The sequence below is a fragment of the Glaciimonas soli genome, assembly GCF_009497155.1.
GTDB classification, from domain to species: domain Bacteria; phylum Pseudomonadota; class Gammaproteobacteria; order Burkholderiales; family Burkholderiaceae_D; genus Glaciimonas; species Glaciimonas soli.
In genome coordinates this window covers 972,572-997,349 of the sequence record NZ_WINI01000001.1, presented here as the reverse complement: position 1 = coordinate 997,349, position 24,778 = coordinate 972,572, and the positions used below count along the sequence as shown (strand labels likewise).

General features: G+C 48.9%; 21 protein-coding genes and 3 tRNA genes. 11 read left to right on the top strand and 13 right to left on the bottom strand.

Annotated features, from left to right (window positions below; translation table 11 throughout):
• On the bottom strand, window positions 1-2,118 hold the full coding sequence (metG, locus tag GEV47_RS04560; RefSeq protein ID WP_153233479.1) for a methionine--tRNA ligase: 2,118 nt from the start codon (window positions 2,116-2,118) through the stop codon (window positions 1-3).
• A 208-nt stretch (window positions 2,119-2,326) separates the two neighbouring features.
• On the opposite strand from metG, the gene apbC reads away from it, so the two are divergent.
• The 6 genes from apbC to GEV47_RS04530 all read left to right on the top strand — a co-directional run bounded on the left by apbC (window position 2,327) and on the right by GEV47_RS04530 (window position 5,943).
• Window positions 2,327-3,409, top strand: coding sequence for an iron-sulfur cluster carrier protein ApbC (apbC, locus tag GEV47_RS04555; RefSeq protein ID WP_153233478.1), 1,083 nt, complete (start codon window positions 2,327-2,329; stop codon window positions 3,407-3,409).
• A gap of 90 nt (window positions 3,410-3,499) precedes the next feature.
• Entirely contained in the window at window positions 3,500-3,865 is a 366-nt protein-coding gene (locus GEV47_RS04550; protein WP_153233792.1) for a DUF4399 domain-containing protein, read from the top strand.
• A 161-nt stretch (window positions 3,866-4,026) separates the two neighbouring features.
• Window positions 4,027-5,448 (top strand): glutamate--tRNA ligase, encoded by a 1,422-nt coding sequence (gltX, locus tag GEV47_RS04545; RefSeq protein WP_153233477.1) that lies wholly within the window; start codon window positions 4,027-4,029, stop codon window positions 5,446-5,448.
• A gap of 73 nt (window positions 5,449-5,521) precedes the next feature.
• A tRNA-Ala gene (locus GEV47_RS04540) sits at window positions 5,522-5,597 on the top strand.
• Between the two features lie 70 nt (window positions 5,598-5,667).
• Window positions 5,668-5,743 (top strand) — tRNA-Glu (locus GEV47_RS04535).
• Window positions 5,744-5,867: 124 nt separating this feature from the next.
• Window positions 5,868-5,943, top strand: a tRNA-Glu gene (locus GEV47_RS04530).
• A 273-nt stretch (window positions 5,944-6,216) separates the two neighbouring features.
• Here the strand turns inward: GEV47_RS04530 and GEV47_RS04525 are convergent.
• The 5 genes from GEV47_RS04525 to GEV47_RS04505 form a co-directional block, all read right to left on the bottom strand.
• Window positions 6,217-7,530, bottom strand: a complete 1,314-nt coding sequence (locus GEV47_RS04525; protein ID WP_153233476.1) for an MFS transporter — start codon at window positions 7,528-7,530, stop codon at window positions 6,217-6,219.
• Window positions 7,531-7,662: 132 nt separating this feature from the next.
• The gene (locus tag GEV47_RS04520; protein WP_153233475.1) at window positions 7,663-9,012 is read right to left on the bottom strand and encodes a TAXI family TRAP transporter solute-binding subunit; all 1,350 of its coding nucleotides are present in this window, start codon (window positions 9,010-9,012) and stop codon (window positions 7,663-7,665) included.
• Between the two features lie 69 nt (window positions 9,013-9,081).
• Complete coding sequence (gene recJ / locus GEV47_RS04515) at window positions 9,082-10,779, bottom strand: single-stranded-DNA-specific exonuclease RecJ (RefSeq protein WP_322741541.1); 1,698 nt, start codon at window positions 10,777-10,779, stop codon at window positions 9,082-9,084.
• On the bottom strand, window positions 10,776-11,876 hold the full coding sequence (locus GEV47_RS04510) for a hypothetical protein (RefSeq protein ID WP_153233474.1): 1,101 nt from the start codon (window positions 11,874-11,876) through the stop codon (window positions 10,776-10,778). The genes recJ and GEV47_RS04510 overlap by 4 nt, the downstream gene beginning before the upstream one ends.
• Before the next feature lie 268 nt (window positions 11,877-12,144).
• Complete coding sequence (locus GEV47_RS04505; RefSeq protein WP_153233473.1) at window positions 12,145-12,627, bottom strand: AraC family transcriptional regulator; 483 nt, start codon at window positions 12,625-12,627, stop codon at window positions 12,145-12,147.
• 395 nt (window positions 12,628-13,022) lie between these two features.
• Between GEV47_RS04505 and GEV47_RS04500 the strand changes: the two genes are divergently transcribed.
• Together GEV47_RS04500 and purU are read left to right on the top strand one after the other, a co-directional pair.
• Window positions 13,023-13,592 (top strand): bactofilin family protein, encoded by a 570-nt coding sequence (locus GEV47_RS04500; RefSeq protein WP_153233472.1) that lies wholly within the window; start codon window positions 13,023-13,025, stop codon window positions 13,590-13,592.
• Between the two features lie 172 nt (window positions 13,593-13,764).
• Entirely contained in the window at window positions 13,765-14,634 is an 870-nt protein-coding gene (gene purU / locus GEV47_RS04495) for a formyltetrahydrofolate deformylase (protein WP_153233471.1), read from the top strand.
• A 63-nt stretch (window positions 14,635-14,697) separates the two neighbouring features.
• On the opposite strand, the gene GEV47_RS04490 is transcribed toward purU, so the two are convergent.
• From GEV47_RS04490 to GEV47_RS04475, 4 genes are all read right to left on the bottom strand, one after another.
• Complete coding sequence (locus GEV47_RS04490; protein WP_153233470.1) at window positions 14,698-15,051, bottom strand: copper-binding protein; 354 nt, start codon at window positions 15,049-15,051, stop codon at window positions 14,698-14,700.
• Between the two features lie 204 nt (window positions 15,052-15,255).
• A complete protein-coding gene (locus tag GEV47_RS04485) occupies window positions 15,256-15,738 on the bottom strand; it encodes a DUF411 domain-containing protein (RefSeq protein ID WP_153233469.1) in 483 nt (160 codons plus the stop codon).
• Window positions 15,739-15,763: 25 nt separating this feature from the next.
• On the bottom strand, window positions 15,764-16,153 hold the full coding sequence (gene cueR / locus GEV47_RS04480) for a Cu(I)-responsive transcriptional regulator (RefSeq protein ID WP_322741561.1): 390 nt from the start codon (window positions 16,151-16,153) through the stop codon (window positions 15,764-15,766).
• A 4-nt stretch (window positions 16,154-16,157) separates the two neighbouring features.
• Window positions 16,158-18,425, bottom strand: coding sequence for a heavy metal translocating P-type ATPase (locus GEV47_RS04475; RefSeq protein WP_153233467.1), 2,268 nt, complete (start codon window positions 18,423-18,425; stop codon window positions 16,158-16,160).
• A 138-nt stretch (window positions 18,426-18,563) separates the two neighbouring features.
• Between GEV47_RS04475 and GEV47_RS04470 the strand changes: the two genes are divergently transcribed.
• On the top strand, window positions 18,564-18,761 hold the full coding sequence (locus GEV47_RS04470) for a heavy-metal-associated domain-containing protein (RefSeq protein ID WP_153233466.1): 198 nt from the start codon (window positions 18,564-18,566) through the stop codon (window positions 18,759-18,761).
• Window positions 18,762-18,851: 90 nt separating this feature from the next.
• On the opposite strand, the gene GEV47_RS04465 is transcribed toward GEV47_RS04470, so the two are convergent.
• The 3 genes from GEV47_RS04465 to pdxR all read right to left on the bottom strand — a co-directional run bounded on the left by GEV47_RS04465 (window position 18,852) and on the right by pdxR (window position 21,627).
• Window positions 18,852-19,142 (bottom strand): hypothetical protein, encoded by a 291-nt coding sequence (locus GEV47_RS04465; protein ID WP_153233465.1) that lies wholly within the window; start codon window positions 19,140-19,142, stop codon window positions 18,852-18,854.
• Between the two features lie 109 nt (window positions 19,143-19,251).
• Complete coding sequence (locus GEV47_RS04460; protein WP_228124557.1) at window positions 19,252-19,761, bottom strand: DUF1439 domain-containing protein; 510 nt, start codon at window positions 19,759-19,761, stop codon at window positions 19,252-19,254.
• Between the two features lie 357 nt (window positions 19,762-20,118).
• Window positions 20,119-21,627: a MocR-like pyridoxine biosynthesis transcription factor PdxR gene (gene pdxR, locus GEV47_RS04455; RefSeq protein ID WP_153233463.1), complete on the bottom strand. Its 1,509-nt coding sequence runs from the start codon at window positions 21,625-21,627 to the stop codon at window positions 20,119-20,121.
• Window positions 21,628-21,736: 109 nt separating this feature from the next.
• On the opposite strand from pdxR, the gene GEV47_RS04450 reads away from it, so the two are divergent.
• Together GEV47_RS04450 and gabD are read left to right on the top strand one after the other, a co-directional pair.
• Complete coding sequence (locus tag GEV47_RS04450) at window positions 21,737-23,032, top strand: 4-aminobutyrate--2-oxoglutarate transaminase (protein WP_153233462.1); 1,296 nt, start codon at window positions 21,737-21,739, stop codon at window positions 23,030-23,032.
• Window positions 23,033-23,072: 40 nt separating this feature from the next.
• Window positions 23,073-24,527, top strand: coding sequence for an NADP-dependent succinate-semialdehyde dehydrogenase (gabD, locus tag GEV47_RS04445; RefSeq protein ID WP_153233461.1), 1,455 nt, complete (start codon window positions 23,073-23,075; stop codon window positions 24,525-24,527).
• The last annotated feature ends 251 nt before the right edge of the window (window positions 24,528-24,778 follow it).

Genomic DNA, 24,778 nt, shown 5'->3' with positions numbered 1-24,778 from the left:
TTAACTGACGCGCATACCTGGTTCTGCACCCGGCCAAGGATTCAGAATGTAGAGGCCAGGATTGGCTTTTTCATCAGATGATGACGCGGCCAATACCATTCCTTCCGAAATGCCGAATTTCATCTTGCGCGGTGCCAGATTTGCCACCATCACGGTCAGTTTTCCGATCAGTTCTTCTGGCTGGTACACCGATTTAATTCCGGAAAATACATTACGTAAGCGACCTTCGCCAACGTCTAAAGTTAAACGTAGTAATTTATCTGAACCTTCGACATGCTCGCAGTTGACGATTTTGGCGATACGCAAATCGATCTTGGTGAAGTCATCGATTTTAATTTCGGGCGCAAGCGCTTCTATATCGGATGCTGTGCCAGCGTCAGGTGTTGCGGCAGCTGCTGTCGTTGGCGCCGAGATTGGCGCGTCAAACAACGCTTCCAGCATTTTCGGCTCAACCCGCGTCATCAAATGTGAATACACATTGATTTGATGGTCGTTGGCGAGTGGCTTAGCAACATCTGCCCATTGCAGCGGCGCAATTTGCAAGAACGCTTCGACCTGTGTTGCCAGTGCAGGCAATACCGGTTTCAGGTAAGTCGTCAACACGCGGAATGCTTCCAGCAAACGGCTGCACACTTCGTGTAGCGCTTCTGACTTGCTCGGATCTTTAGCAAGTTCCCACGGTTTGTTCGCATCGACGTAAGCATTGATAACGTCTGCTTGTTCCATGATGAGGCGCAGCGCTTTACCGTATTCGCGGTGGTCATACAGCGCTTTAATTTCCGCTTCGATACCGCGCAGTTTGGACAAGAACGCATCGTTGTCAGTGGCCCAGGTCGTATTGACTTTGCCATCGAATTTTTTAGCGATGAAACCTGCCGCGCGGCTAGCGATGTTGATGTACTTACCGATCAGATCGGAATTGACGCGGGCAACGAAGTCTTCTGGATTGAAATCAATGTCTTCAACTTTTGCGCTGAGTTTGGCGGCGATGTAATAACGCAGCCATTCTGGATTCATACCAATATCCAGATAACGCAATGGCGACAAACCGGTGCCGCGCGATTTCGACATCTTTTCACCAGAAACCGTCAGGAAGCCATGAACAAACACATTGTTCGGCACTTTTTGGCCGGAAAAATGTAGCATCGCAGGCCAGAACAATGTGTGGAAATAGGTAATGTCTTTGCCGATGAAGTGGTATTGCTCAGTGCTAGGATCAGCCATGAACGCGTCGTAATCGCGTCCGGTTTTGCCGAAGTAATTTTTCAACGACGCCAGATAGCCGACTGGCGCATCCAGCCAGACGTAAAAATATTTACCCGGTTCATCAGGAATCTCAATCCCAAAATATGGCGCATCGCGACTGATATCCCAATCGCCCATGCCGCCATCATTCTCTAACCACTCTTTGGCTTTGTTGGCGACTTCTGATTGCAAACGAGGTTTGCTTACGCCATTTTCCTCGATATTGCCTAATGCCCAGCTACGCAGAAACTCTACGCAGCGTGTGTCGGATAACGTGAAGAAAAAATGTTCCGATGACTTCATCACTGGTGTCGCACCAGTTAATGTGGAGTACGGATTTTTCAAATCGGTGGGCGCGTAGACCGCACTACAGACTTCACAGGAATCGCCGTATTGATCTTTAGCGCCGCACTTCGGACATTCGCCTTTGATATAGCGATCTGGCAAAAACATGTTTTTGACCGGATCATAGAACTGCTCAATGGTTTTTGTCGCGATAAAACCGGCGGCTTTCAGTTTGCGATAAATATCGCGTGACAGTTCATGGTTTTCCGGACCGTCGGTCGAATGCCAGTTGTCAAAAGCAATATGAAAGCCATCCAGATATTGTTTGCGACCAGCGGCAATTTGCGCCACAAATTCTTGTGGTGTCAGGCCCGCTTTTTCTGCCGCAATCATGATCGGCGCACCGTGCGCATCGTCAGCGCCAACAAAATTAACTTCGTGACCTTGCATGCGTTGGAAGCGTACCCAGATGTCGGCCTGGATGTATTCCATGATATGGCCGATGTGAAACGGCGCATTAGCGTAAGGAAGGGCGGTGGTGACGAACAGTTTGCGGGTCTTCAATGAAGTGCTCAAGGTGGGGCTCATTTAGCGATGCGTTGGAATAAAAAAGAGTAATTTTAGCAGTGTGAGAGCTGATCTCGTCATAGTTGCATCAGAGAAGTTATTTTATTGTTTATTTTGCATCGAAAAAATCGCCCTCTGAAATGAAGCTGACAGGGCATTTTGACCTACATCATTCTGTGCCCATACAATTTTTAGTTTAGACTTGGCGAAATCAAACACAGGAGAAGCAATGAGCGTCACGATTGAAGCAGTCAAGCAGCTACTTACCACGGTAATCGACCCAAACACCGGTAAAGATTTAATTTCTAGTAAATCGGTCAAAAATATTCAGATTGATGGCGAAAATGTCGCGTTTGATGTGGAGCTGGGCTATCCGGCAAAAAGCCAGTTTGGTTTAATTCGTGCCGCGGCGATTGCTGCAGTGGCGGGTGTTGCCGGCAATGTCAGCGTCAATGTGTATTCAAAAATTCAGACTCACGCGGTGCAGCGTGGGATTAAGTTGATGTCGAATGTTAAAAATATCATCGCTGTTGCATCTGGCAAAGGTGGTGTAGGTAAATCGACCACGGCAGTGAATCTGGCCTTGGCGTTGGCAGCGGAGGGCGCGCAGGTTGGAATTTTGGATGCCGATATTTACGGCCCATCGCAACCTATGATGATGGGTATCAGCGGCCGGCCGGAAACCAAAGATGGCAAGACCATGGAGCCGTTGGAAAATCACGGTTTGCAAGTGTCCAGTATTGGTTTCATGGTAGATCCCGATGAGCCTATGGTGTGGCGTGGTCCAATAGTAACGCAGGCTTTGCAGCAGTTGCTGGATCAAACCAACTGGCGCGATCTGGATTATTTGATTGTCGATATGCCGCCGGGAACTGGCGATATTCAATTGACCTTATCGCAAAAAGTGCCGGTCACTGGCGCGGTGATTGTCACAACGCCGCAAGACATTGCGTTGCTGGATGCGCGTAAAGGTTTGAAAATGTTCGAGAAAGTCGGGATTCCTATTCTTGGCATCGTCGAAAATATGAGTACGCATATTTGCTCCAATTGCGGTCACGCCGAAGCAATTTTTGGCGCAGGTGGCGGAGAAAAAATGTGCGGCGAATATGGTGTAGAGTTTCTTGGTGCATTGCCGTTGACGATGTCGATCCGCTCGCAGACCGATTCCGGTACACCGACGGTTGTGGCTGAGCCAGACGGCGCAGTTGCACAAATTTATAAAGAAATTGCACGTAAGGTGGCAATTAAAGTGGCCGAAAAAGCTAAAGATATGACGAGTAAGTTTCCGAGTATTGTTATCAAAAACGATTAAAACAAGGAGCTCATCATGAAAATGCGCTGGATATCCCCTTTGTTGGCAGCAGTGTTAGGTGTTGCGGTATTGACAGCAGGCTGCTCGTCTATGCAGCAGACACCGAGTGCTGCGATGTTACAAAATCCATCTGTGAGTTTTGTCACTCCGGCAGATGGTGCTGTAGTGACTAGCCCATTTGTGGTGAAGTTTGCAGTCAATGGCATGACAATTAAGCCGGTGGGCGATATGACTGAAGGTACCGGTCATCATCATTTATTGATTGATCTGGGGCCAATGCCAACCGGTGAAGCCATTCCTATGGATGCGCAACACAAGCATTATGGCAAGGGGCAAACTGAAGATACGCTGACCCTGGCACCCGGCGTACATCAATTAACCTTGCAATTTGGCGATGGCGCACATCGTTCTTATGGTCCTGCCATGAGCAAAACGATTACTGTCACGGTGCAGTAATGCAATATAGTAATTCCGTGAAATAAAGTCGCAACGCTGTAAAATACAGTCCTATTCTTATTTTGTCTTATTTGGTTATAACGCGGCTTTGGCGATCCAAAGCCGTTTTTATTTCAAGTTGTTTTTAATCAAAGACTTATTGTTCTAAGGTTTCGTTCATCATGATTGCATCTACAACTTCCACTCCTGTCCGCACACGTTTCGCGCCTAGCCCAACCGGGTATTTACATCTGGGTGGAGCGCGCACTGCTTTATTTTCCTGGGCCTATGCACGCCATTTTGGCGGTACTTTTATTCTGCGGGTTGAGGATACTGATCTGGAGCGCTCTACGCCAGAAGCGGTAGAGGCAATTTTAGAAGGCATGAAATGGCTGGGACTGGAACATGATGAAGGGCCATTTTTCCAGATGCAGCGCATGGATAGGTATCGTGAAGTCGTCGCGCAAATGCTGGCGGATGGCACAGCGTATTACTGTTATTCATCACCAGAAGAAGTCGAAGCAATGCGCGAGAAGATGCGTGCAGCGGGCGAGAAGCCACGCTACGACGGTACCTGGCGACCAGAAGCAGGCAAAACTTTACCAGCTGTTCCAGTAGATCGTAAGCCAGTGGTACGTTTTAAAAATCCACTCGATGGCGATGTTAGTTGGGATGATGTGGTCAAAGGCACGATTACGATTTCCAATCGTGAGATGGATGATTTAGTGATTGCGCGCCCAGACGGCACGCCGACTTATAATTTCTGCGTGGTGGTGGATGACTGGGATATGAAAATTACCCACGTGATTCGCGGTGATGACCATGTCAACAACACGCCACGTCAAATCAATATTTTAAAAGCACTGGGCGCAAACTTGCCGCTATATGGTCACGTGCCGATGATCTTGGGTGCGGATGGCGAGAAGCTTTCCAAGCGTCACGGTGCTGTCAGTGTCATGGATTATCCGGCGCAAGGTTATTTGCCAGAAGCGATGTTGAATTATTTGGCGCGATTGGGTTGGAGTCACGGTAACGAAGAAATCTTCAGCATGGAGCAATTCTGCGCCTGGTTTGATCTGGACCATCTGTCGAAATCGCCAGCACAGTTCAATCATGAAAAACTGGCTTGGGTAAATAATCACTACATCAAAGCTGCCGACAATACACGTCTGGCGGCGTTGGTACGGCCACTGATGGAAAAAGACGGCGCAGATTTTAATCAGGCACCAGATTTGGCCAGTGTGATTGGATTGTTAAAAGAACGTGCCAACACCACCAATGACCTTGCTGCGGCGGCGATGTTGTTCTATCGTCAGCCGATGCCTGATGCTGCTTTGCTGGAGCAACATTTCACAGCCGTCGCTGCAACTATCAAGCCGGCCGTAGCGGATTTCGCCGAACGTTGCAAAACGGTGGAGTGGAATAAACCGGCGTTATCAGCAATGATCAAAGAAGTGCTGGCGGCGCATACGCTGAAAATGCCACAAATTGCGATGCCATTGCGTTTGATGATTACTGGTCAATTGCAGACGCCAGCGATTGATGCGGTGCTGGAATTGTTCGGACGTGATGTTGTATTGGCACGTTTAACCAAGTTTCTTTGATTAAATTCATTAAATTATTCATATATGGATTGTCAGCGGCGAAATATGTTTGTATAATTTCGCTTCTTCGCAAGGGGGTATAGCTCAGCTGGGAGAGCGCTTGCATGGCATGCAAGAGGTCAGCGGTTCGATCCCGCTTACCTCCACCAGCGTAAAGTTGTAGCAGGTGGAGTGAAGAGTAGCAAAGTAATATCAGGTCAGTAACAAGGACAGATCATTGTCCCCATCGTCTAGAGGCCTAGGACATCACCCTTTCACGGTGAGTACAGGGGTTCGAATCCCCTTGGGGACGCCAGTTAAAAGTCGCATCGGTGTGATGCGACTTTTTTATTAGTCCAGATATGGACTAATAAAGTAAGGTGTTTTGTAGCTAAGTTGTAACTAAAGTAGTATCAGGTCAGTAACAAGGACAGATCATTGTCCCCATCGTCTAGAGGCCTAGGACATCACCCTTTCACGGTGAGTACAGGGGTTCGAATCCCCTTGGGGACGCCAGCATTAAAAAAGCCGCTTATGGAAACATAAGCGGCTTTTTTATTTGTGGCTCTTATTTAACGTATGTTATGCGACGGTGGGCCGTAGACAGGGCTGTTCAATGTTGCAGCTAATGTTGCATCGTGATTCCCGCGAACGCGGGAATCCATGTTGAGATCGTAAGGTGGATCCCCGCGTTCGCGAGGATGACGGTTTTTTTTATTTCAGCGTTGAACGGCCCTGAGGCTGTAAGGGCGCTATTTATCGTACCCCTACAGCCGGTGTCTGCCTAATCTATCCCGCCTTTATTGCGGCGGCATCAAGCAAGCTGACACTACGCGTTTCCTTCATCGACAACACAGCAAGGAAACTCAATAGCGCAGCAATCGATACGTAATAGCCCACCCAATCCAAGCCACCTTTTTCTACCAGCACTTGCGCGATGAACGGTGCAATCGAGGCGCCGATGATACCGCCGATGTTATAAGCGAGAGAGGCGCCGGTATAGCGGACGTTGGTGGGGAAAATTTCTGGCAGCAGTGCGCCCATAGGGCCAAAGGTAAAGCCCATCAAAAATAATTCGATGCACAGAAACAGTCCGACTAGTACTGTAACGCCACTACCCAACAGTGGCCCCATCGTAAAGCCGGAAATGATCGCCAGTACCGTACCCAACAACAATACCGGGCGACGTCCCCATTTGTCGCTAAGCCAGGCAGAGAGCAGGGTGGCCAGCGCCATGAATACGACGGCTAAACACAGAAGAGCTAAAAATTCCGGTTTGGTGAAATGCAAGTGCGTGACGCCATAGGAAAGCGAAAACACAGTGGTAATGTAGAACAAGGCGTAGCACACCACCATCGAAAATGCACCTTGCATAATCGGTGCGAAATGTTTGGCGAACACTTCCAGTATCGGTGCTTTTACACGTTCGTTTTGGGCGATGGCTTTCATAAAAGCGGGTGACTCATGCAATTTCAAGCGGACATATAGGCCAACGATGACCAGCACCGCACTAAAAATAAAAGGAATACGCCAACCCCAGCTTTTGAGTTGATCATCGCTTAAGCACAGTGCCAAGCCAAAGAACAGGCCGTTGGCGCACAGGAAACCGATTGATGGTCCAATTTGCGGGAACATGCCAAACCAGCCGCGCTTTCCGGGCGGTGCATTTTCAGTGGCGAGCAGGGTTGCGCCACCCCATTCGCCGCCTAAGCCTATACCCTGTCCGAAGCGCAACACGCAAAGCAGAATGGGGGCCAGTGTGCCGATGCTGTCGTAGCCTGGCAAAAATCCGATCAAGGTGGTGGAAATACCCATCACCATCAGCGATGCGACCAAAGTGGTTTTGCGACCGATGCGATCACCAAAATGACCGAACAAAGCGGAGCCAATCGGGCGCGCCAGAAAGGCGATACCAAAGGTAACGAAGGCACTGAGTGCTTGTGCGGTGCTCGATTCTTTTGGGAAGAAAATCGGACCAATGAACAATGCTGCCATCGTGGCAAAGATATAAAAGTCGAAAAATTCGATGGCGGTACCAATAAAGCTTGCTACAGCAACCCGTGTTGGAGAGTTGGTCGGTGCATCTGCTAAGTATGTAGTCATTGCGTGGTTTTCATGGTGAAGTTTGCCAAAAAATGCGGATCAATAGCAGTACCTTTTTGACGTACAGAGCTGTATCGCCTGTGTTGGTACGCCTAATTTAACCAGTTTTTTAGATAATTTAGTAGTTAATTATCAACTCACGGTGGGACTTCGGCTCGCGATCCTGTCTCGTACTACCTTAATCGCCTGTTTCAACGCGTACACCTCGTTGAAATATTGATGCGGAATGCGTATGTGATTGGCGTTTGCATCAATTTCTTCGATTTCATTTCGCCATTGGGCAATATGCTCGACGCTAGGATTTTTTGTGTCCCAGATTTCATCTTCCAATGATTTGATTTCTCGATACCAGGCCACCAGGCGCTTTTTCATGCGGGCTTCATACATTTTCGGAATCGCCTGCAGCAAACCGATTAACAAGGCCATAAAAGGCAGCAAAATCAGGAAGCGCCGTTCGATAAAGTTTGCCAGCCAAAATGGCAAATAGCGCTGCAGAAAAGGGCGACCAGTTTTGAAATAACGTTTGGTTTCATCCGAAAGGGTAAAGTCTTGAATATTTTGATTCGGGAAATAGCCGCGCGGCGTGAAATAGTCTTCCTGATTGTGTACTTCATTGGCACTATCCAGCAGTACATATGTCAAGGCTGGGTGCAACGTGTCTTTGGCAACCAGCATGGCGGTTGCGGCCAGCAGGGTGACATCGTGCTGTGGTAAATCGTCAACCAGACTGGTGGATGCGCGTGGAAACGTGATTTTAGAGAGTGAAGGGAAGACCTGCACTATCGCATCAGCCTGCGCAAAATTCATTAATTTCAAATTGCTTTTCAATAATTTCTGCTGCATGTCTGCGTCCGGGCGACCGATGAAAAAAGCCGCGTCCAGTTTCCCTGCTTCTAATCCTGCATAGGCTTGATCAGCGGTCCACTGAAGCAAAGTTGCGTTGCTCGTATCGATGCTGCTTTGTTTTAAGAGTTGATTCGCCACGATCAGTAAACCACTGCCGGGTACACCAACCGAGACACGTTTACCGCGTAATTGGGCGAGGCGATCGATGGTCTCACTGGGATTGCTAGTGCGATAAAAAACCCATATCGGTTCATATGATACGGCGGCAATCGCTTGCAGATTGGACGTGTCGGCATCATTGGTGGTGCCGGATTGGATGAAGCCCACTTCATATTCGCTGTTGGGATCCTGAAGGCGGTCGAAATTTTGTACGGAGCCGGTGGAGGGGCGAATATCGAGTGTGATGCCTTCTTTCTTTAACAATGGCGCATATTTATTGGCAAAGCCGCGATAGATACCGTCATCCGCACCGGTGGTAATGACAATGGTGCGTTGGATTGCGGGCTGGATGACGATGACCACGGCCCAAATCACCCCTATTAATAACAGCAAGCCACCGAAGATGACCATCTTCAGTTTGCGCGGGGTCATCGGCGGCTTTTGGATACGATGTAAAGGAGGGCGTGGTCTGGACATAATTATTTTTGATATGCCTTCGATTGAAGTCCCTCTTCCGGAGACTGGAGATGGGCTGGGATGTGGGAGCTATACTATCGCTTCCGCATGTTCGATCATCAATTGCACCTTGGTCACGCCGTTATATTCATTCGCATCCAACCGAAATGCTACGCGAGCGCGACTACCAAGTTCATCGACATGACCGAACCAGATTGCATCATAGCGAATTCCATTTCTATCTAGCAATAATTTTAAATGTTTTTCTTTTAAAATCCGTTGGCTGACGATTTTGAATTCGTCGCAGAATATCGGCGGTGAAAAACCTTGCCCCCACACCTGACCTTCCATCAGCGTGATGAAGTCGATGGTGTAATACGCATCTTCCAGTGGGCCATCGGTTTCTATCACGCGTTCTAATTCTTGTTTGCCTAACCAAGCACTTCCCACTTTTTCAAACGCAGCAGAGAAGGTTTCTAACGCATCGGCACGTATGGTCAAGCCCGCTGCCATGGCATGACCGCCGAATTTTTCGATCAGGCTGGGCGCATGTTTGGAGACCAAATCCAATGCATCACGCAAATGAAACCCCGGAATCGAACGCCCCGAACCCTTGATCATGCCATCGTCGCCTGGCGCGAAAGTGATGGTAGGGCGATAAAACTTATCTTTCAGGCGTGATGCGACAATGCCGATCACACCTTGGTGCCAGGATGCGTCAAACACGCTGATCGTGTTGCTGTCGACCGGATTGAAATTGTCTAGCAAAGCCAGCGCGGTATCTTGCATGCCAGCCTCAATTTCGCGCCGTTCTTTGTTGATACTATCGAGTTGCTGCGCGATCGCCCAGGCACGGCCTTCATCGTCGGTGGTTAAACATTCGATCCCCAATGCCATATCGGCCAGGCGCCCAGCTGCGTTCAAGCGCGGACCTACCGCAAAACCGAGATCAAACGGTGATGCGCGGCGCGGATCGCGACTGGCGGCGCGGAACAGCGCGGCGATGCCAGCGTGCATACGGCCGGCGCGCATGCGCTTTAAACCTTGCGCTACCAAAATTCGGTTATTCGCATCCAGTTTTACCACGTCGGCCACCGTTCCGAGTGCAACCAGATCCAGTAAAACATCGAGTTTCGGCTGGGTTTGCGCATCGAATATGCCGCGCTTGCGCATTTCGGCGCGTAACGCCAGCAATACATAAAACATGACACCGACACCAGCCAGATTTTTGCTGGGGAAGCCACATTCAGGTTGATTTGGATTAACGATGACGGCAGCGGCCGGCAAGGTATCGGCAGGTAAGTGATGGTCGGTGACAACCACTTCAATGCCACGCGCATTGGCCGCAGCAACACCGTCGATGCTGGCGATGCCGTTGTCGACGGTGACGATGATGTCGGGCGATTTTTCGCGTATGGTCAGATCAACGATTTCCGGCGTCAAGCCATAACCGTATTCAAACCGATTCGGCACGATGAAATCGACTTGCGCACCTAACAGACGTAAGCCACGTAAACCAACCGCGCAAGCAGTTGCGCCGTCGCAGTCGTAATCGGCAACGATCACCATTTTCTTTTTGGCGACGATGGCATCAGCTAAAAAACTGGCTGCAGCTTCTATGTGCAGCAAACCGGATGGTGGGTGCAGCGAACTGAGTTCACTGTCGAGTTCTTTTACATCAAGCAATCCTCGCGCTGCATAGACACGCGCCAAGACAGGATGAACGCCACTTTGATGCAGCCGCTCGGCATCGCGAAACGGATAGGAGCGAGTGACGATGCGGGTCACGATATGGCTCCCTTGACTATTTCAACGCTTAGTTTTTTAAGGGTAGGTTTAACCCAGAATTTTTTTAGCGAGAGCCGAGTGATGTTGAATTCTGTCATGCGTGTGTTATCAGTCATTATCAGCGTCAGTTGATCTAACTGGCGATTTTCTAAAGCTTGCAATAATGGCGTAAACCAATCGGTTTCCAGGGTTTGCAATTGTTGCTGCCAGACCGACCACTCGCTAGTAAGCGTCGGTGCGATGAGCGTATTCAGTAACAATAAGCCTTGTTGCGGAGCGTCGGCAATCAATTCAGCCGCACTGCAATGGGTTCGATAGTGTGGCGAGCGCGTCGTCAGACACTGCGGCCAGCCTTGTAAATTATAGGTGTGACTGTAACGCTTTTCAGTGTGCGTCCCACTTTGTATGTCATCAGCAGTGTCGTTCGCTGTCTGGCCGCCCCACAACCATAAAGAATTGATTACCTGCTGACCCAGCGCGGTGCGTTCTTGATTAAGTGCGTTTTCAAACCATTGCATTTGCACTTCGTTTTGCAACTTGCGCCAGGCACGCGCGCTGCCATCTTCACTGCGCGGCATCCAGATATCAATATTGTGGCCACAAGTGGCATCCGGCGTCGAAGTGCGCAATGTCCGCCATTCATCGGCACGCATGAACCACGTATTCGTATCGCCATACAACAAGGTTTTACCCGCATCTTCAAACAACGGTTTGGCGCTATTAAACAGTGCTAGCGCATCGGCTTCTGAGAGTCGCACCTGACGAATATCAGTCAACACCAAATGATCACGGGCGATATGAATATGTGCTGGATGCAGTACGAACCAATGGCCGGTTTGCGCCGGTAAGTTGATACCACGCATGGCAATGTGGGCGATGGCGGGGCTGGAATCTGTGGGAGTGTGTATACCAAACTGCCGCGCTAGCCACATTTCATGAGGTAATGTGTGAGCGAATTCGTCAAAATGCTGCAGGCGATTGCTTTGAGCGCGAGATAGTAATGTAGCAAGTGCTGGTAGCTTGAGATGCGCCAGCAAGTCGCGCGCTAGTTCTTTTGGCGGTAGGCTAAACGGCAATAAAATATCAAGTTTTTTCATGCCGCGATTGTAGGACTAAACGCCTCCATCTGCGTAGTCGAGTTGATTTTTATATGACTGAGCACAAATGGAAATGTCGACAACTTTGTTTTTTTCGTAGCACTCTAATAACAATGCTCGCATCAGGAAATTCCTCCTGGCAGGAGAAATTTCCTTAATGTTATTTCACTGTGTTTTTTTGACCGCTAATTTAGATAATTAGTATTTATGTCAACTAAGCGTAACAATAAACCAATTCTAAAATAAGGCAAAAAGGATATAAAGCGGGTTATAGCGGACGTACCGAGATACATAACTCACATTCAAACGCGCCGGTTTTTGCGTCAAATTTAGTATCTGGCAGATAACGTTCAAAACAGGGGCGGTTATCGACTTGCCAACCGTTCGCCGGTAACCATTCGCGAAACAAAGTTGTCCATGCCGCACCAATCTCGGTAGCGGTACCTGCAAACTCGGCAACAGCGTAACGCCCACCGGGCAATGTCGTTAAGTAGGTCGGTTCAATGGCTTTAAAATCACCAGCAACTTCAACACCAGCGTCATAGCGACATTTTTCTGGGTCAGTTTGATGCGGGTCATCGTGCGCGATTCCAAAAGTGGCATGTCTTTCTACATGATTAGCGACGCACCACGGCATAAAAGTGTCATTCCAGAATTTCCCGATTCCAGGGCCATAAGGTCCGATATATCTTTGATACGCGATGTTCACGGGTGGCAAATTCAGCACTTTCGCTTCTAACTTGGCTTGCATGTGTGTGTCTCCAAAATTTGGTTAAGAGTCTGCGTATTCTGCGCGTTGTGACTTACATAATGATCTGAATGATTTTTTGTCTGAAATGTTCGTTATGGTTGTATGCTCAGGCGAAACAGATTTTATCAGTTTCTTATTTCGAGAATCATGGTGTTCGAACACGATATTGGCAATTGATGCATGCTCGATAAATTGTTACAAATCAATGCCTGAAATCCATGAACTTTTTAAGATTCTTCTGGCTCTCAAGCTTAGATCATTAGCCCGTAAAAGCAGATGCGATTTTGGCATCACGATTTTGGGTGATTTATGCGCAACTTAATGCAGATCATTTGTTTAAAGTTCAATCATTTTCAGTGCGTCTGTAAAACGACGTAGTATTTTTAGGAGATAGTATGCTTCGCTCAGAAACGCTTTTTGGAAAGCGAGATTCATCAACACCCGCGACTTCGACATCAACCAGTACCAATAATCTGAACTCTTCTACTATGTCATCTACCAGCCCATCAAGCTTTTCTAAATCTACTTCATCCAATTCCCCTTTTTCTGCCAGTTCTTCCTCTTCTCATAGTGCGCATGCATCGAGCACAAATGAAAGCGGTAGCAAACTGATCGTTGGCCCTAATATCAAGCTTAAAGGCGTTGAAATTACTGACTGCGACACGTTAGTGGTGGAAGGCCGCGTTGAGGCAACGATGAATTCGCGTGTCATTCACATTGCTGAAAAAGGCGCATTTAAAGGTTCAGCCGTGATTGATCTGGCCGAAATCCACGGTGAATTTGACGGCGATCTGACTGTGCGTGAAAAATTGATTATTCATGCTACCGGCAAAGTATCGGGAAAAATTCGCTACGGCAAAATCGTCATTCAAGAAGGCGGCCAATTGATTGGCGATGTGCAAGTCGATACGGCTTCTGGCGTAAAAGTTGTTACTCCCCCAGTGGCAGCAGCAAGTGCAGTATAAATTTTAGCTAATTCAAAAAAATAGTCTTTACGGCTATCCTGTTTCAAAACCGAGGCATACATAAAAATATGCCTCGGTTTTGTTCGTCCAGTGCAAGCATGCGACAATAGCGCTTTTCGCCATATTGGTAGACTGACTACACGGTCAGGCGTTTCGTTTCTTCTTGAACATTATGAGCCATCCAGAATATATCCTTACTTTATCCTGCCTAGATCAGCGTGGGATCGTGCATCGCGTTTCAGGCTTTCTGTCTGAGTATGGTTGCAACATTATTGACTCCGCCCAGTTTGGCGATGCGCAGTCCAAACTATTTTTTATGCGTGTGCATTTTTCGGCGGAAAATCCGGCTATTGCAGATGAGGCACTGCGCACTGCATTTGCCGCGTTGGCTGCAAGCATGCAGATGAACTGGCAATTAAATGACGCCACCAAAAAGCCGCGTATGCTGTTGATGGTGTCGAAAATTGGCCATTGCCTAAATGATTTGCTGTTCCGCTATAAGAGCGGTTTGTTGCCAGTAGAAATTCCCGCGATTGTGTCCAATCACACGGATTTTTATCAACTTGCAGCCAGCTATAACATTCCGTTTCATCATTTGCCTTTGAAAACTGGCGCCTCACCAGAAGCCAAACAGGCACAAGAAGCGCGTGTACTGGAGCTGATAGCCACGCATGATATTGATTTAGTCGTATTGGCGCGCTATATGCAAATTTTGTCGCCAGAGCTGTGTACGGCATTAACCGGCAAAGCTATCAATATTCACCATTCTTTCCTGCCAAGTTTTAAAGGCGCCAAGCCTTATTATCAAGCGCATGAAAGAGGCGTAAAGCTGATCGGTGCAACGGCACATTTTGTGACAGGAGATCTGGATGAAGGTCCGATCATCGAGCAAGATGTGGCCCGAGTAGATCACGCGATGAATCCAGAAACGTTGACGGCGATTGGTCGTGACGTTGAATCAGTGGTGTTGGCGCGTGCGGTGAAATGGTTTGTGGAACATAGAATTTTGCTCAACGGACATAAGACGGTGGTGTTTAAATAACCGGGTTCCGTTTTTCTCCTTCTCCCGCTTGCGGGAGAAGGAGTTGCCGAAGTCATTGCAATACTAAGCGCGCTCCAAATGCACGACAGTTAATTTGTTGTTCCGTTTATTCACAGAAAAAACGACCTTGTCTTGCGCCTTAAACTGATCCAGCATCGCCACATCATCCACATTAAATAGCATCGTCATTGCAGGCATATCAAAGTTAGGAATTTGTTCGTGTTTGATCGTGATCATCCCACTGTCTTTATCCACTTTACGGATCTCTCCACTGACTAAAGGCGGATTGACATTGACTTGAAGCAATTGTTCGTCGCGATTGTCCCGGTTATCCGTATCACGAGTACCTGTCATCGCCATGCTTGGGATACCGATCAGGAGTGAGCTTATTAGTGCAAGTAGCTGTAAGTGGTTCATGTGATCATCCTTTTTCGAGCAGTTCATTGATCTTGCCCCAATCACAGCTTTAAACAGATTTTTTTTACAGATCGTTACGGCTTGTACAAAAAAGATAAGTAATTAATCAATTTAAGAAATGCTGCCGTCATCCTCGCGAACGCGGGAATGACGTCGCCATTTTTGAAATAATTATTTAACCGTGCTCAAGATCAGAAGATAGAGTCAATCAGCGTCGTAGTGATGAAATACTGACTGTGATACATCTTGTGACGACGTTGTTTTTTGCTCCGATTTTTTGAGCAGCAATACGTCGTAAGGCATTTTCTTAGCCGCTTCCATACCCGGTGATCCGAGTGGCATGCCAGGCACGGCAAGCCCAATCGCTGTTGGATGCTCTTTGAGTAAACGTTTGATATCGGCGGCGGGAACATGGCCTTCAATCGCATACCCGCCGACAGTGGCAGTGTGGCAGGAACCTAGTGTTGCGGGGATGCCGAATTTTTTGCGATAGCTGGCAGTGTCGGCGACGTTATGCACGTTGGTCGTGAAGCCGTTGTCTTGCAAATGTTTTATCCAGCCGGTGCAGCAGCCGCAATTTGGATCTTTATAGACCTCAACCACTGGCAGCGCGGCGTACGCCGTCTGGAGCATCATGCTGGTCAATAAAAGTATTGCGGCGAATGCGGTGAGTAAGCGACGTTTCATTAATTTTTCCTTGTAAGTAATAATTTTACTGCTGTGCCAAGCCGTCGAGAATCGGGCATTCTGGTCTGGTATCGCCATGACAATGGCGCGCCAGATTTTGTAACGTTGCCTTCATATTTTCCAGTTCTTGAATTTTTGCGTCGAGTTCTTGAATATGATGCAAGGTCAATTCTTTCACCTTGCTACTGGGGCGCGATTGATTGAGCCAGAGGCTGATGAGCTCACTGATTTGCTTCATCGAGAATCCCAATACACGTCCTTGTCGGATAAACCGCAGCAAATGAATATCGCGCTCAGTGTAAGTGCGATATCCGGCATCGCTGCGGCTCGCTTTCGGGATCAAGCCAGATTCTTCGTAATGTCGAATCATCTTCGCCGAAACACCAGAGGCGAGGGCGGCTTCACCAATATTCACAGGATTATTTTGCATGATGATTTTCCACAGATGTTGTCGATGGTTTCCAGCGACGTAACAGCAAAGCATTGCTGACCACGCTGACACTGCTAAACGCCATGGCGGCTCCGGCTAATACTGGATTCAAATAACCTAATGCGGCGAGTGGAATACCGATTAAATTATAGATAAATGCCCAGAAAAGATTTTGTCGAATTTTGCTATAAGTGCGTCGCGAAATATCCAAGGCATCCGCCACCAACGACGGATCGCCACGCATCAAGGTGATACCAGCAGCCTGCATCGCGACATCAGTACCGGTCGCCATGGCAATGCCTACATCGGCAGCGGCTAATGCGGGTGCATCGTTGATGCCATCACCGACCATCGCAACCATCGCACCATTTTGTTTCAGGCCACTAATAGCCAATGCTTTGTATGCGGGCAAAATTTCGGCATGCAGATCTGCGATACCCAGTTGCTTGCCGACGGCAGTGACGCTACCCCAGTTATCGCCGCTCAACAGCGCAACGCGGATGTTTAGTTGCTGCAAGCGTGCTATGGCTGCCGGTGCGCTCGGTTTGATGGTGTCGCCAAAAGCGAGTAACCCTGCAATGTTTGGTGCTGCGGATTCGGCAGTAGATTTATCCAGCACTTCGCCAGCTAACCAGGAAATGGTACAGCCATCGGCTTCCAGCTTTGCCGCCGATGCGGCAAGAGCACCAAGATTCACGCCCAATTCACGCATCCAGCGCGTGCTGCCAAGATAATACTTTTGATTGGCAACGATAGCCTGCACACCACGTCCCGCCACTGTTTGCACATCGGATGCAAGCGGCGCGACAAGATTGTTGTTCGCAGCAGCCGTCATCACTGCACGCGCCAACGGATGTTCGCTGCTGCGTTGTACAGCGGCAGCCAGTGTCAGTAGTTGATCTGCAGTTTGGCTGTTGCCTGACAGGTAGCTGATCAAGCTGGGCTGACCTAGCGTCAAGGTGCCGGTTTTATCAAACGCGACGACATTGATGCGATGGGCGATTTCCAACGCTTCGGCATCTTTAATCAAAATTCCATAACGTGCAGCCACGCCAGTGCCAACCATGATAGCCGTTGGTGTTGCCAAGCCCAACGCACAAGGACAGGCGATGACTAATACTGCGACCGCATTGAGAATCGCCATTTCCCAATCGTTGGTGGCGAAGCCCCAACCCAATAACGTCAGCAAAGCGATGACCAGAACCACCGGCACAAATATCGCGCTAACCTGATCGACCAAACGCTGGATCGGCGCTTTTGCCGCTTGCGCATCTTCCACCATGCGAATGATGCGCGACAAGGTAGTTTCTGCACCAACGGCGCTGGTGTTGACCAGCAACACACCTTCACCGTTGATAGTGCCTGCACTGACGCGGTCACCAGCTTGTTTTGCTACAGGCAAACTTTCGCCGGTCAGCAGCGATGCATCGACATGGCTCATTCCCTCCATCACAACGCCATCAACGGCAATGCGTTCGCCAGCATGGACCACGACCACATCATGGTTTTGTAAGGTATCAATACTCACTTCTACGTCGTTGCCGTTGCGCCGGACGGTGGCACGCTCCGGACGTAACGCATTGAGCGCACGTAGCGCGTCGGTGGTTTGACGTTTGGCGCGGGTTTCCAGCCATTTCCCGAGTAATACCAACGTGATGACAGCAGCGGAAGCTTCAAAATAGAAATGGCTATGCTCGCTCATGGCAAATAATTGATACAGCGATAAGCCATAAGCCGCACTGGTTCCCAATGCGACCAACAAGTCCATATTGCCGGTTTTGGCTTTCAAAGCACGCCAGCCGGCACGATAAAAACGCGCTCCCAACCAAAATTGCACTGGTGTTGCCAATGCCAATTGCCACCAGCCGGATAGCGTCCAATGATTACTTAAGTCATTAACGCCGTCGCTAAATGGCATCAATAACATTGGTGCTACCAACGGCAAGGTTAGCAAAGCCGAGAGGGCAACCGGCCACCATGCAGGCCAGCCGGCAGTCTTGGTCGTCGGCGTTGGAACGGTTGCGTCAGTCGGTGCAGTCGCCTGATATCCGGCGGCGGCAACTGCCGCAAGCAGACTCTCTATAGCCACGTTGCCAACAGTATGAATAGTGGCTTTTTCAGTGGCGAGATTGACGCTGACTTGCTGTACTCCTGCAACCTTGGATAATGCTTTTTCAACATGTGAAACACAAGACGCGCAAGTCATTCCGGCAATGGGCAATTGCAGTTGGTTGCTGTTGTCTATAACGTTATTCATTTGATGAGCAATCTGAGTGGGAATAACACCATCATGGGCCTTCCTATAATGGTAAGGTCAAGTGTTTATTTTTCTCTTGACCTTACCATTATAGGAAGGTGCATAGTGTAATTTCTAATCAAGTCAGGAGTGAAGAAAATGCTAACATTTAATGTCGCAGATATGACATGTGGTCGTTGTGAGAGCCGGATTAAAGCGGCGATTGGCACCGTGGATAGCGATGCTAAAGTTGAAGTTCTGAAAGCAGAAAAGAAGGTATCTATACAAAGCACGTTAGATGCTGAGCTGTTTGCAGAAGCGATTCGGGAGGCAGGCTATACGCCATTGCCAGCCTAAGACTAAACAATAGACTTTTTTCGTAAGCTACCGCGCGCCGCTAATTCGGCGTTGCTCGGTGTGGCTTCGAAAAAAACCTATTGGACAAATTTAACACTTAGCAAAAAACATCTTGGTTTTTGCATCTTTGCGCTCTTGATCTATCCATTCTCTGGTTTGCACCGGGCTTTGCTGGGCACCTGCATCGGGTAACTTGGCGCGGGCAAGACGCTCGTCATCCATTTTGTTGAGCTCTTCGATACGGGCTTGTAAATGCTGACACTCCGCGCTTACTTGCGGCTTTGAAGAGTCTAACGATACGCGCACAGGGTTTTCTTGTGCAGCAGCTGTCGACATTGCTGCGCAGAGTAGCGCTGCTGAAATGATGGTGTTTTTCTGCATGAGAGTCCTTGTGATGAGTATGAAAAATGCTAACGGCAACAGCTACATATTGTTAATTTATAAAATTTTCAAGAGCAGATCCGCTTCAAAGTGGCTGGATGTTCATAGCTTAGGTTGGATTGACTTCTACTGCAATGCCATCCGATTGCACGGTGATGGCGCCCGGTTCAAAGGATTTATTGGCGATGCGCAAATCCTCCGTACGGAAAGTGTGGATAGGGTAGTTCTGCAGCACTTGCTGTGCAATAAGCGACCCGATAGCGGTCAATTGTTGCGTATATTGAGCAGGTAAGCCATAGACGTCGACCTGATCAACGTTAGGCGCATCAAGTCGGATCGAACGGGTAGTGCTATCGTATTTCAAGCGGTTGCTGAGGGTCACGGTGCCGTTCAGTGGCGCTTGTAATAGCAACGCGCTGCTGATTTTTACCTGTACAGTCGTAATAAGACGATTCTTCTCCGGCGCGAACTGCAGCTGCGGATGGCTTACCTGTACATCAAACACTTCGGCATAGCGCAGCTGCGTTGGGAATTGGCGGGCTACTACGCTTTGCAGCTCTTGCCGGGAAAGCGTGTATTCGTTAGTCCAGACGTTATAGCCGGCAATGGCAGGCTGCATGATGCAGCCCAAGATAGTGATTGCGGCAATACATCGTTTAACTATTCGCATCGTTTTGGTTATTCTCGGTAAGGTTCAATAAGATTTTTGGACAGGCTTACATATGACTGCAAGTTATATCACTTAATTCATAAAAATCTTTTTAAAGCTTCAATCTCACATCTATAGTGAAATCAGGCTGTCCGATAAGTATTTACCCCCACACGGATCACCAAGGCGCATGCATTACAGAGTATAGAGTTACCAAATGGAGAGTAATCGACAGATTTATACAGACAGATGTCGAATGAAAATCCATAGACTGCCTTGCAACACCTTATTTACGCGCGCTCGTGATGCTTGTTGGGCGGCCTATTTTTAAATATGTTTCTTGATAATCGCTGCCAGCACATCAAACGCGGGACGAATGTGCGCATTTGGTACGCATCCATAACCCAGTAATAAACCACGGCTTGTCGTATTTTCGCTCATGTAATAACGCGAAAGCGGTCGCGCAATGATGCCAGCGGAACGTGCCTCACGACTGATGACAAAATCATCGCAATGTGACGGCAATCCCAGCGTCAAATGTAAACCTGTATCGCCACCCGTGATTTCCACTGTGTCACCAAAATTGTCTTTAATCGCGTCTTGCAATAACTGCAAACGCTCTGCGTACACCAGCCGCATGCGTCGGATATGTGAAGCGAAATGGCCTTCGCGCATGAAATCAGCCAGCACTGCTTGCAAGAAAACCTGACTGCCGCGATACAGCTCCGATACGCCAGTAGAAAATGCCGTTGCCAGCGATTCTGGTACGACAATAAAGCCTATTCGCAAACCGGGAAACAGGGTTTTGCTAAATGTCCCCATATATAACACGCGCCCTTGTGTATCGGTGCCTTGCAACGATGCCAGCGGTCGACTGCCGTAGCGAAATTCACTATCGTAATCGTCCTCAATTACCCATGATTTATGTGTCGCCGCATATTCCAGCAGCATGCGTCGTCGCGATAAACTCATCACCATTCCCAACGGATATTGATGCGATGGTGTGGTGCAGATAAAGCGTGGTGGTTCACGCAAATTAGCGGAGCGTATGTTCATTCCTTCCGCATCCACAGCAACGCCCACTGGATTAATGCCCACTGAACTGAGCACGCTACGGGTACCCCAATAACAAGGATCTTCCACCCACGCTGTGTCGCCATATTCGCCCAATAATTTCACGATGAGGTCCAATGACTGATGGATACCGGTGGTAATGATGACTTGATCAGCGTTGCAATTGACGGAACGTGCGACACGCAAGTAATCGGCAATGGCCGTGCGTAGCGGGTGATAACCGCCACCTTGACCATAAGTCAGCAGTTCAGCTTGAGAGCGTCGCCAATGCTTATTTTGCAGACGGCTCCAGACCTTATTCGGAAATAAAGTGACATCCGGGACGCCGGGCATAAACGCGCCCCACTGCAAATCACTGACACCTGCTTGCTGCACCAATTTTGCGCCGCGCGCAGAAAGTTCGGATTGGCCGCTAGGATCGATCAGCGGTGCGGTGTGAGGATGTGTTTCCGGTAATTGATCGGGAGTCGTGTCGGCGATAAAGGTGCCCGCACCTGCACGCGTTTCCAGATAGCCTTCGGCAAGCAATTGCTCATAGGCATAAGTGACCGTATTACGCGACAGTGCTAGCCCCCGCGCAAGGTCGCGAGATGACGGTAGTTGCCAGCCCGCGGGTAACAATTGGGACAAAATGGCTTCGCGGATGGCTTGATAAATCTGCCGATTCAACGGCTTTCTGGTCGTGGCAGATTCCCGCACTTCTGCAGAACGCTCTATTTGCATTAACAAGAAGTCTGTCAGGGAAGCAATGCGGGAAGTCATGGATTGAGTGGCTCCATCAGAAAAATCAAAGTGGCGCTATATTATAGTGCCACGTCGGCCTTAATATTGATCATCGCATTGCAACACCATCAATATTCACGGAGCCACTATGAAAAATACCAGTCTCAATAATGCAGATCTACATCAACGCAAAAATGCCGCAACGCCGCGCGGGGTTGGCGTCATGTGCGATTTTTACGCGTCGCATGCGCTAAATTCAGAAATATGGGATGTGGAAGGGCGTCGCTTTATTGATTTTGCCGCAGGCATCGCCGTGCTCAACACTGGTCATCGCCACCCGAAGCTGATCGCTGCGATACAGGAGCAACTGGGTAAATTTACCCACACCGCATATCAAATTGTGCCTTACGCCAGTTATATTGAATTGGCTGAGCGTATCAACCACATCACGCCAGGCACGCATGCCAAGAAAACGACTTTCTTTTCCACAGGCGCCGAAGCAGTAGAAAATGCCGTCAAAATCGCCCGCGTAGCCACTGGCCGTAGCGCTGTCATTGCATTCTCCGGTGCTTTTCATGGCCGTACTATGATGGGTATGGCGTTGACTGGTAAAGTGGTTCCCTACAAAGTCGGTTTTGGTCCCTTTCCGGCCGAGGTTTATCACGTGCCATTCCCGATTGAATTGCATGGCATAACAACTCAAGATTCGTTGAGCGCATTGCAAACATTGTTCAAAGCAGATGTAGATCCAAAGCGCGTCGCGGCAATTATTTTAGAGCCAGTGCAAGGCGAAGGTGGTTTTTATGCCGCACCAAAAGAGCTCATGCAAGCGTTACGTGAATTATGCGACGAACACGGCATTTTGCTGATCGTCGACGAAGTACAAACTGGTTTTGCGCGCACCGGAAAATTGTTTGCGAGCGAACATTTTGATGTGGTTCCCGACTTGATGACGATGGCAAAAAGTCTTGCTGGCGGGATGCCGTTATCGGCCGTATGCGGTCGTGCTGAAGTGATGGATGCTGCCGCACCAGGCGGTCTCGGCGGAACCTATGCCGGCAATCCACTGGCTGTGGCTTCGGCTCTGGCGGTACTGGATGTGATTGCAGAAGAATATCTGGTTGAACGCGCCAATATGTTGGGCGAAAAACTCAAAACCCGCCTGCATAATCTGCGTGCAGAAGTACCGCAAATTGCTGATGTGCGCGGTTTGGGATCAATGGTCGCTGCAGAATTTATGAAACCGGGAAGCAAAACACCTGACGCGGAATTTACCAAAAAAGTACAATCAGAAGCATTGAAGCTCGGCTTGTTATTGCTTACTTGTGGCGTTCATGGCAACGTTATTCGCTTTTTGTATCCATTGACGATTTCTGATGCAGTAATGGACGAAGCGCTGAGTATATTGAGTGCGGCAATGAAGACGGCTGCCGCACAAGCCTAAGTACATGACATCAGTAACAACAATTTTATTGGATTAACTCATGTTGCAATTAAAAGCCCCCTCACTATTACGCCAACAGTCCTATGTCGATGGAGTATGGTGTGATGCTGATAACAAAGAAACCATTGTTGTCACCAATCCAGCCACTGGCGAAGTCATCGGCACAGTCCCTAAGATGGGGCGTACTGAGACTAAACGTGCGATTGAAGCCGCTAACAAGGCGTGGCCGCAATGGCGCCGCAAGACTGCCAAAGAACGCAGTATCATTTTGCGCAAGTGGAATGATTTGATGCTGGCAAATGCCGATGATCTTGCGTTGATCATGACAAGCGAGCAGGGAAAACCGTTGGCCGAGGCTAAGGGAGAGATCGCTTACGCAGCGTCATTCATCGAATGGTTTGCGGAAGAAGGGAAACGCGCAGGCGGCGATACTATCCCATCGCCATCACCGAATACGCGTATCGTTATTGTCAAAGAACCGATCGGTGTGTGTGTGGCAATTACACCGTGGAACTTCCCCGCTGCGATGATTACGCGCAAAGTCGGTCCGGCTTTGGCCGCAGGCTGCACTATGGTACTTAAACCCGCTGAATTAACGCCGTTTTCCGCATTGGCTCTGGCGGTATTGGCCGAGCGGGCCGGCGTACCGGGTGGTGTGTTTAGTGTTGTCACCGGTGCTTCGCGCGAGATCGGTGCTGAGATGACAAGTAATCCTCTGGTACGCAAGTTGAGTTTTACCGGTTCGACCGGCGTAGGGCGGTTGTTGATGGAGCAGTGTGCGCCGACGATTAAAAAACTATCCTTGGAATTAGGTGGTAATGCGCCTTTCATCGTGTTTGACGATGCCGATCTGGATGCCGCAGTAGAAGGAGCGATTGCCTCCAAATATCGCAACGCGGGTCAAACCTGCGTTTGCGCCAATCGCTTGTACATACATGACAGTGTCTACGACGCTTTCGCCGAAAAATTGGTCGCTGCAGTCGCCAAAATGCAAGTTGGCAATGGCCTCAATGCTGGCGTTACGCAAGGTCCGATGATAGAACTGAAGGCGGTCGAAAAAGTAGAAGAGCACATTGCCGATGCCGTTGCCAAAGGCGCGCGAATTCTCATTGGCGGCAAACGTCACGCACTTGGCCATACCTTCTTTGAACCGACCGTGCTGGCAGATGTGACAGCCAGCATGCTGGTCGCAAAAGAAGAAACGTTCGGTCCGATGGCACCGTTATTCCGCTTTAAAACCGATGATGAAGTGCTGGCGTTGGCCAACGATACTGAATTCGGTCTTGCCAGTTATTTCTACTCACGCGATATCGGTCGCATCTGGCGCATAGCAGAGGGCTTGGAGAGTGGGATGGTTGGCATTAACACGGGCATGATTTCTAACGAAGTTGCGCCATTTGGTGGTGTCAAGCAATCGGGCTTAGGACGCGAAGGTTCGCACTATGGGATCGACGATTATCAAGTCATTAAATATTTGTGCATGGGTGGGCTTTGAATTTCAGTTCTGAGGACAGTTGGTAAAAAAAACACAAATATAAAATTGAGTATGTTTTTGAAGGGGAAATTTCCCGTTTGAATTGAACATTCTTTATTGTGAATACGCGCTATTTTGAGCGAATTCCCCTAAGCTATCAGTCGGTCTTTAAATAGCTTGCAACCGCCTACTTCGCGATTCTTTCGCAAGGTAGGCGGTTGCGTTTTATGGGGGGGCGGATGCAATTTGCGCAATTTCTCTGCCAAAAGAGG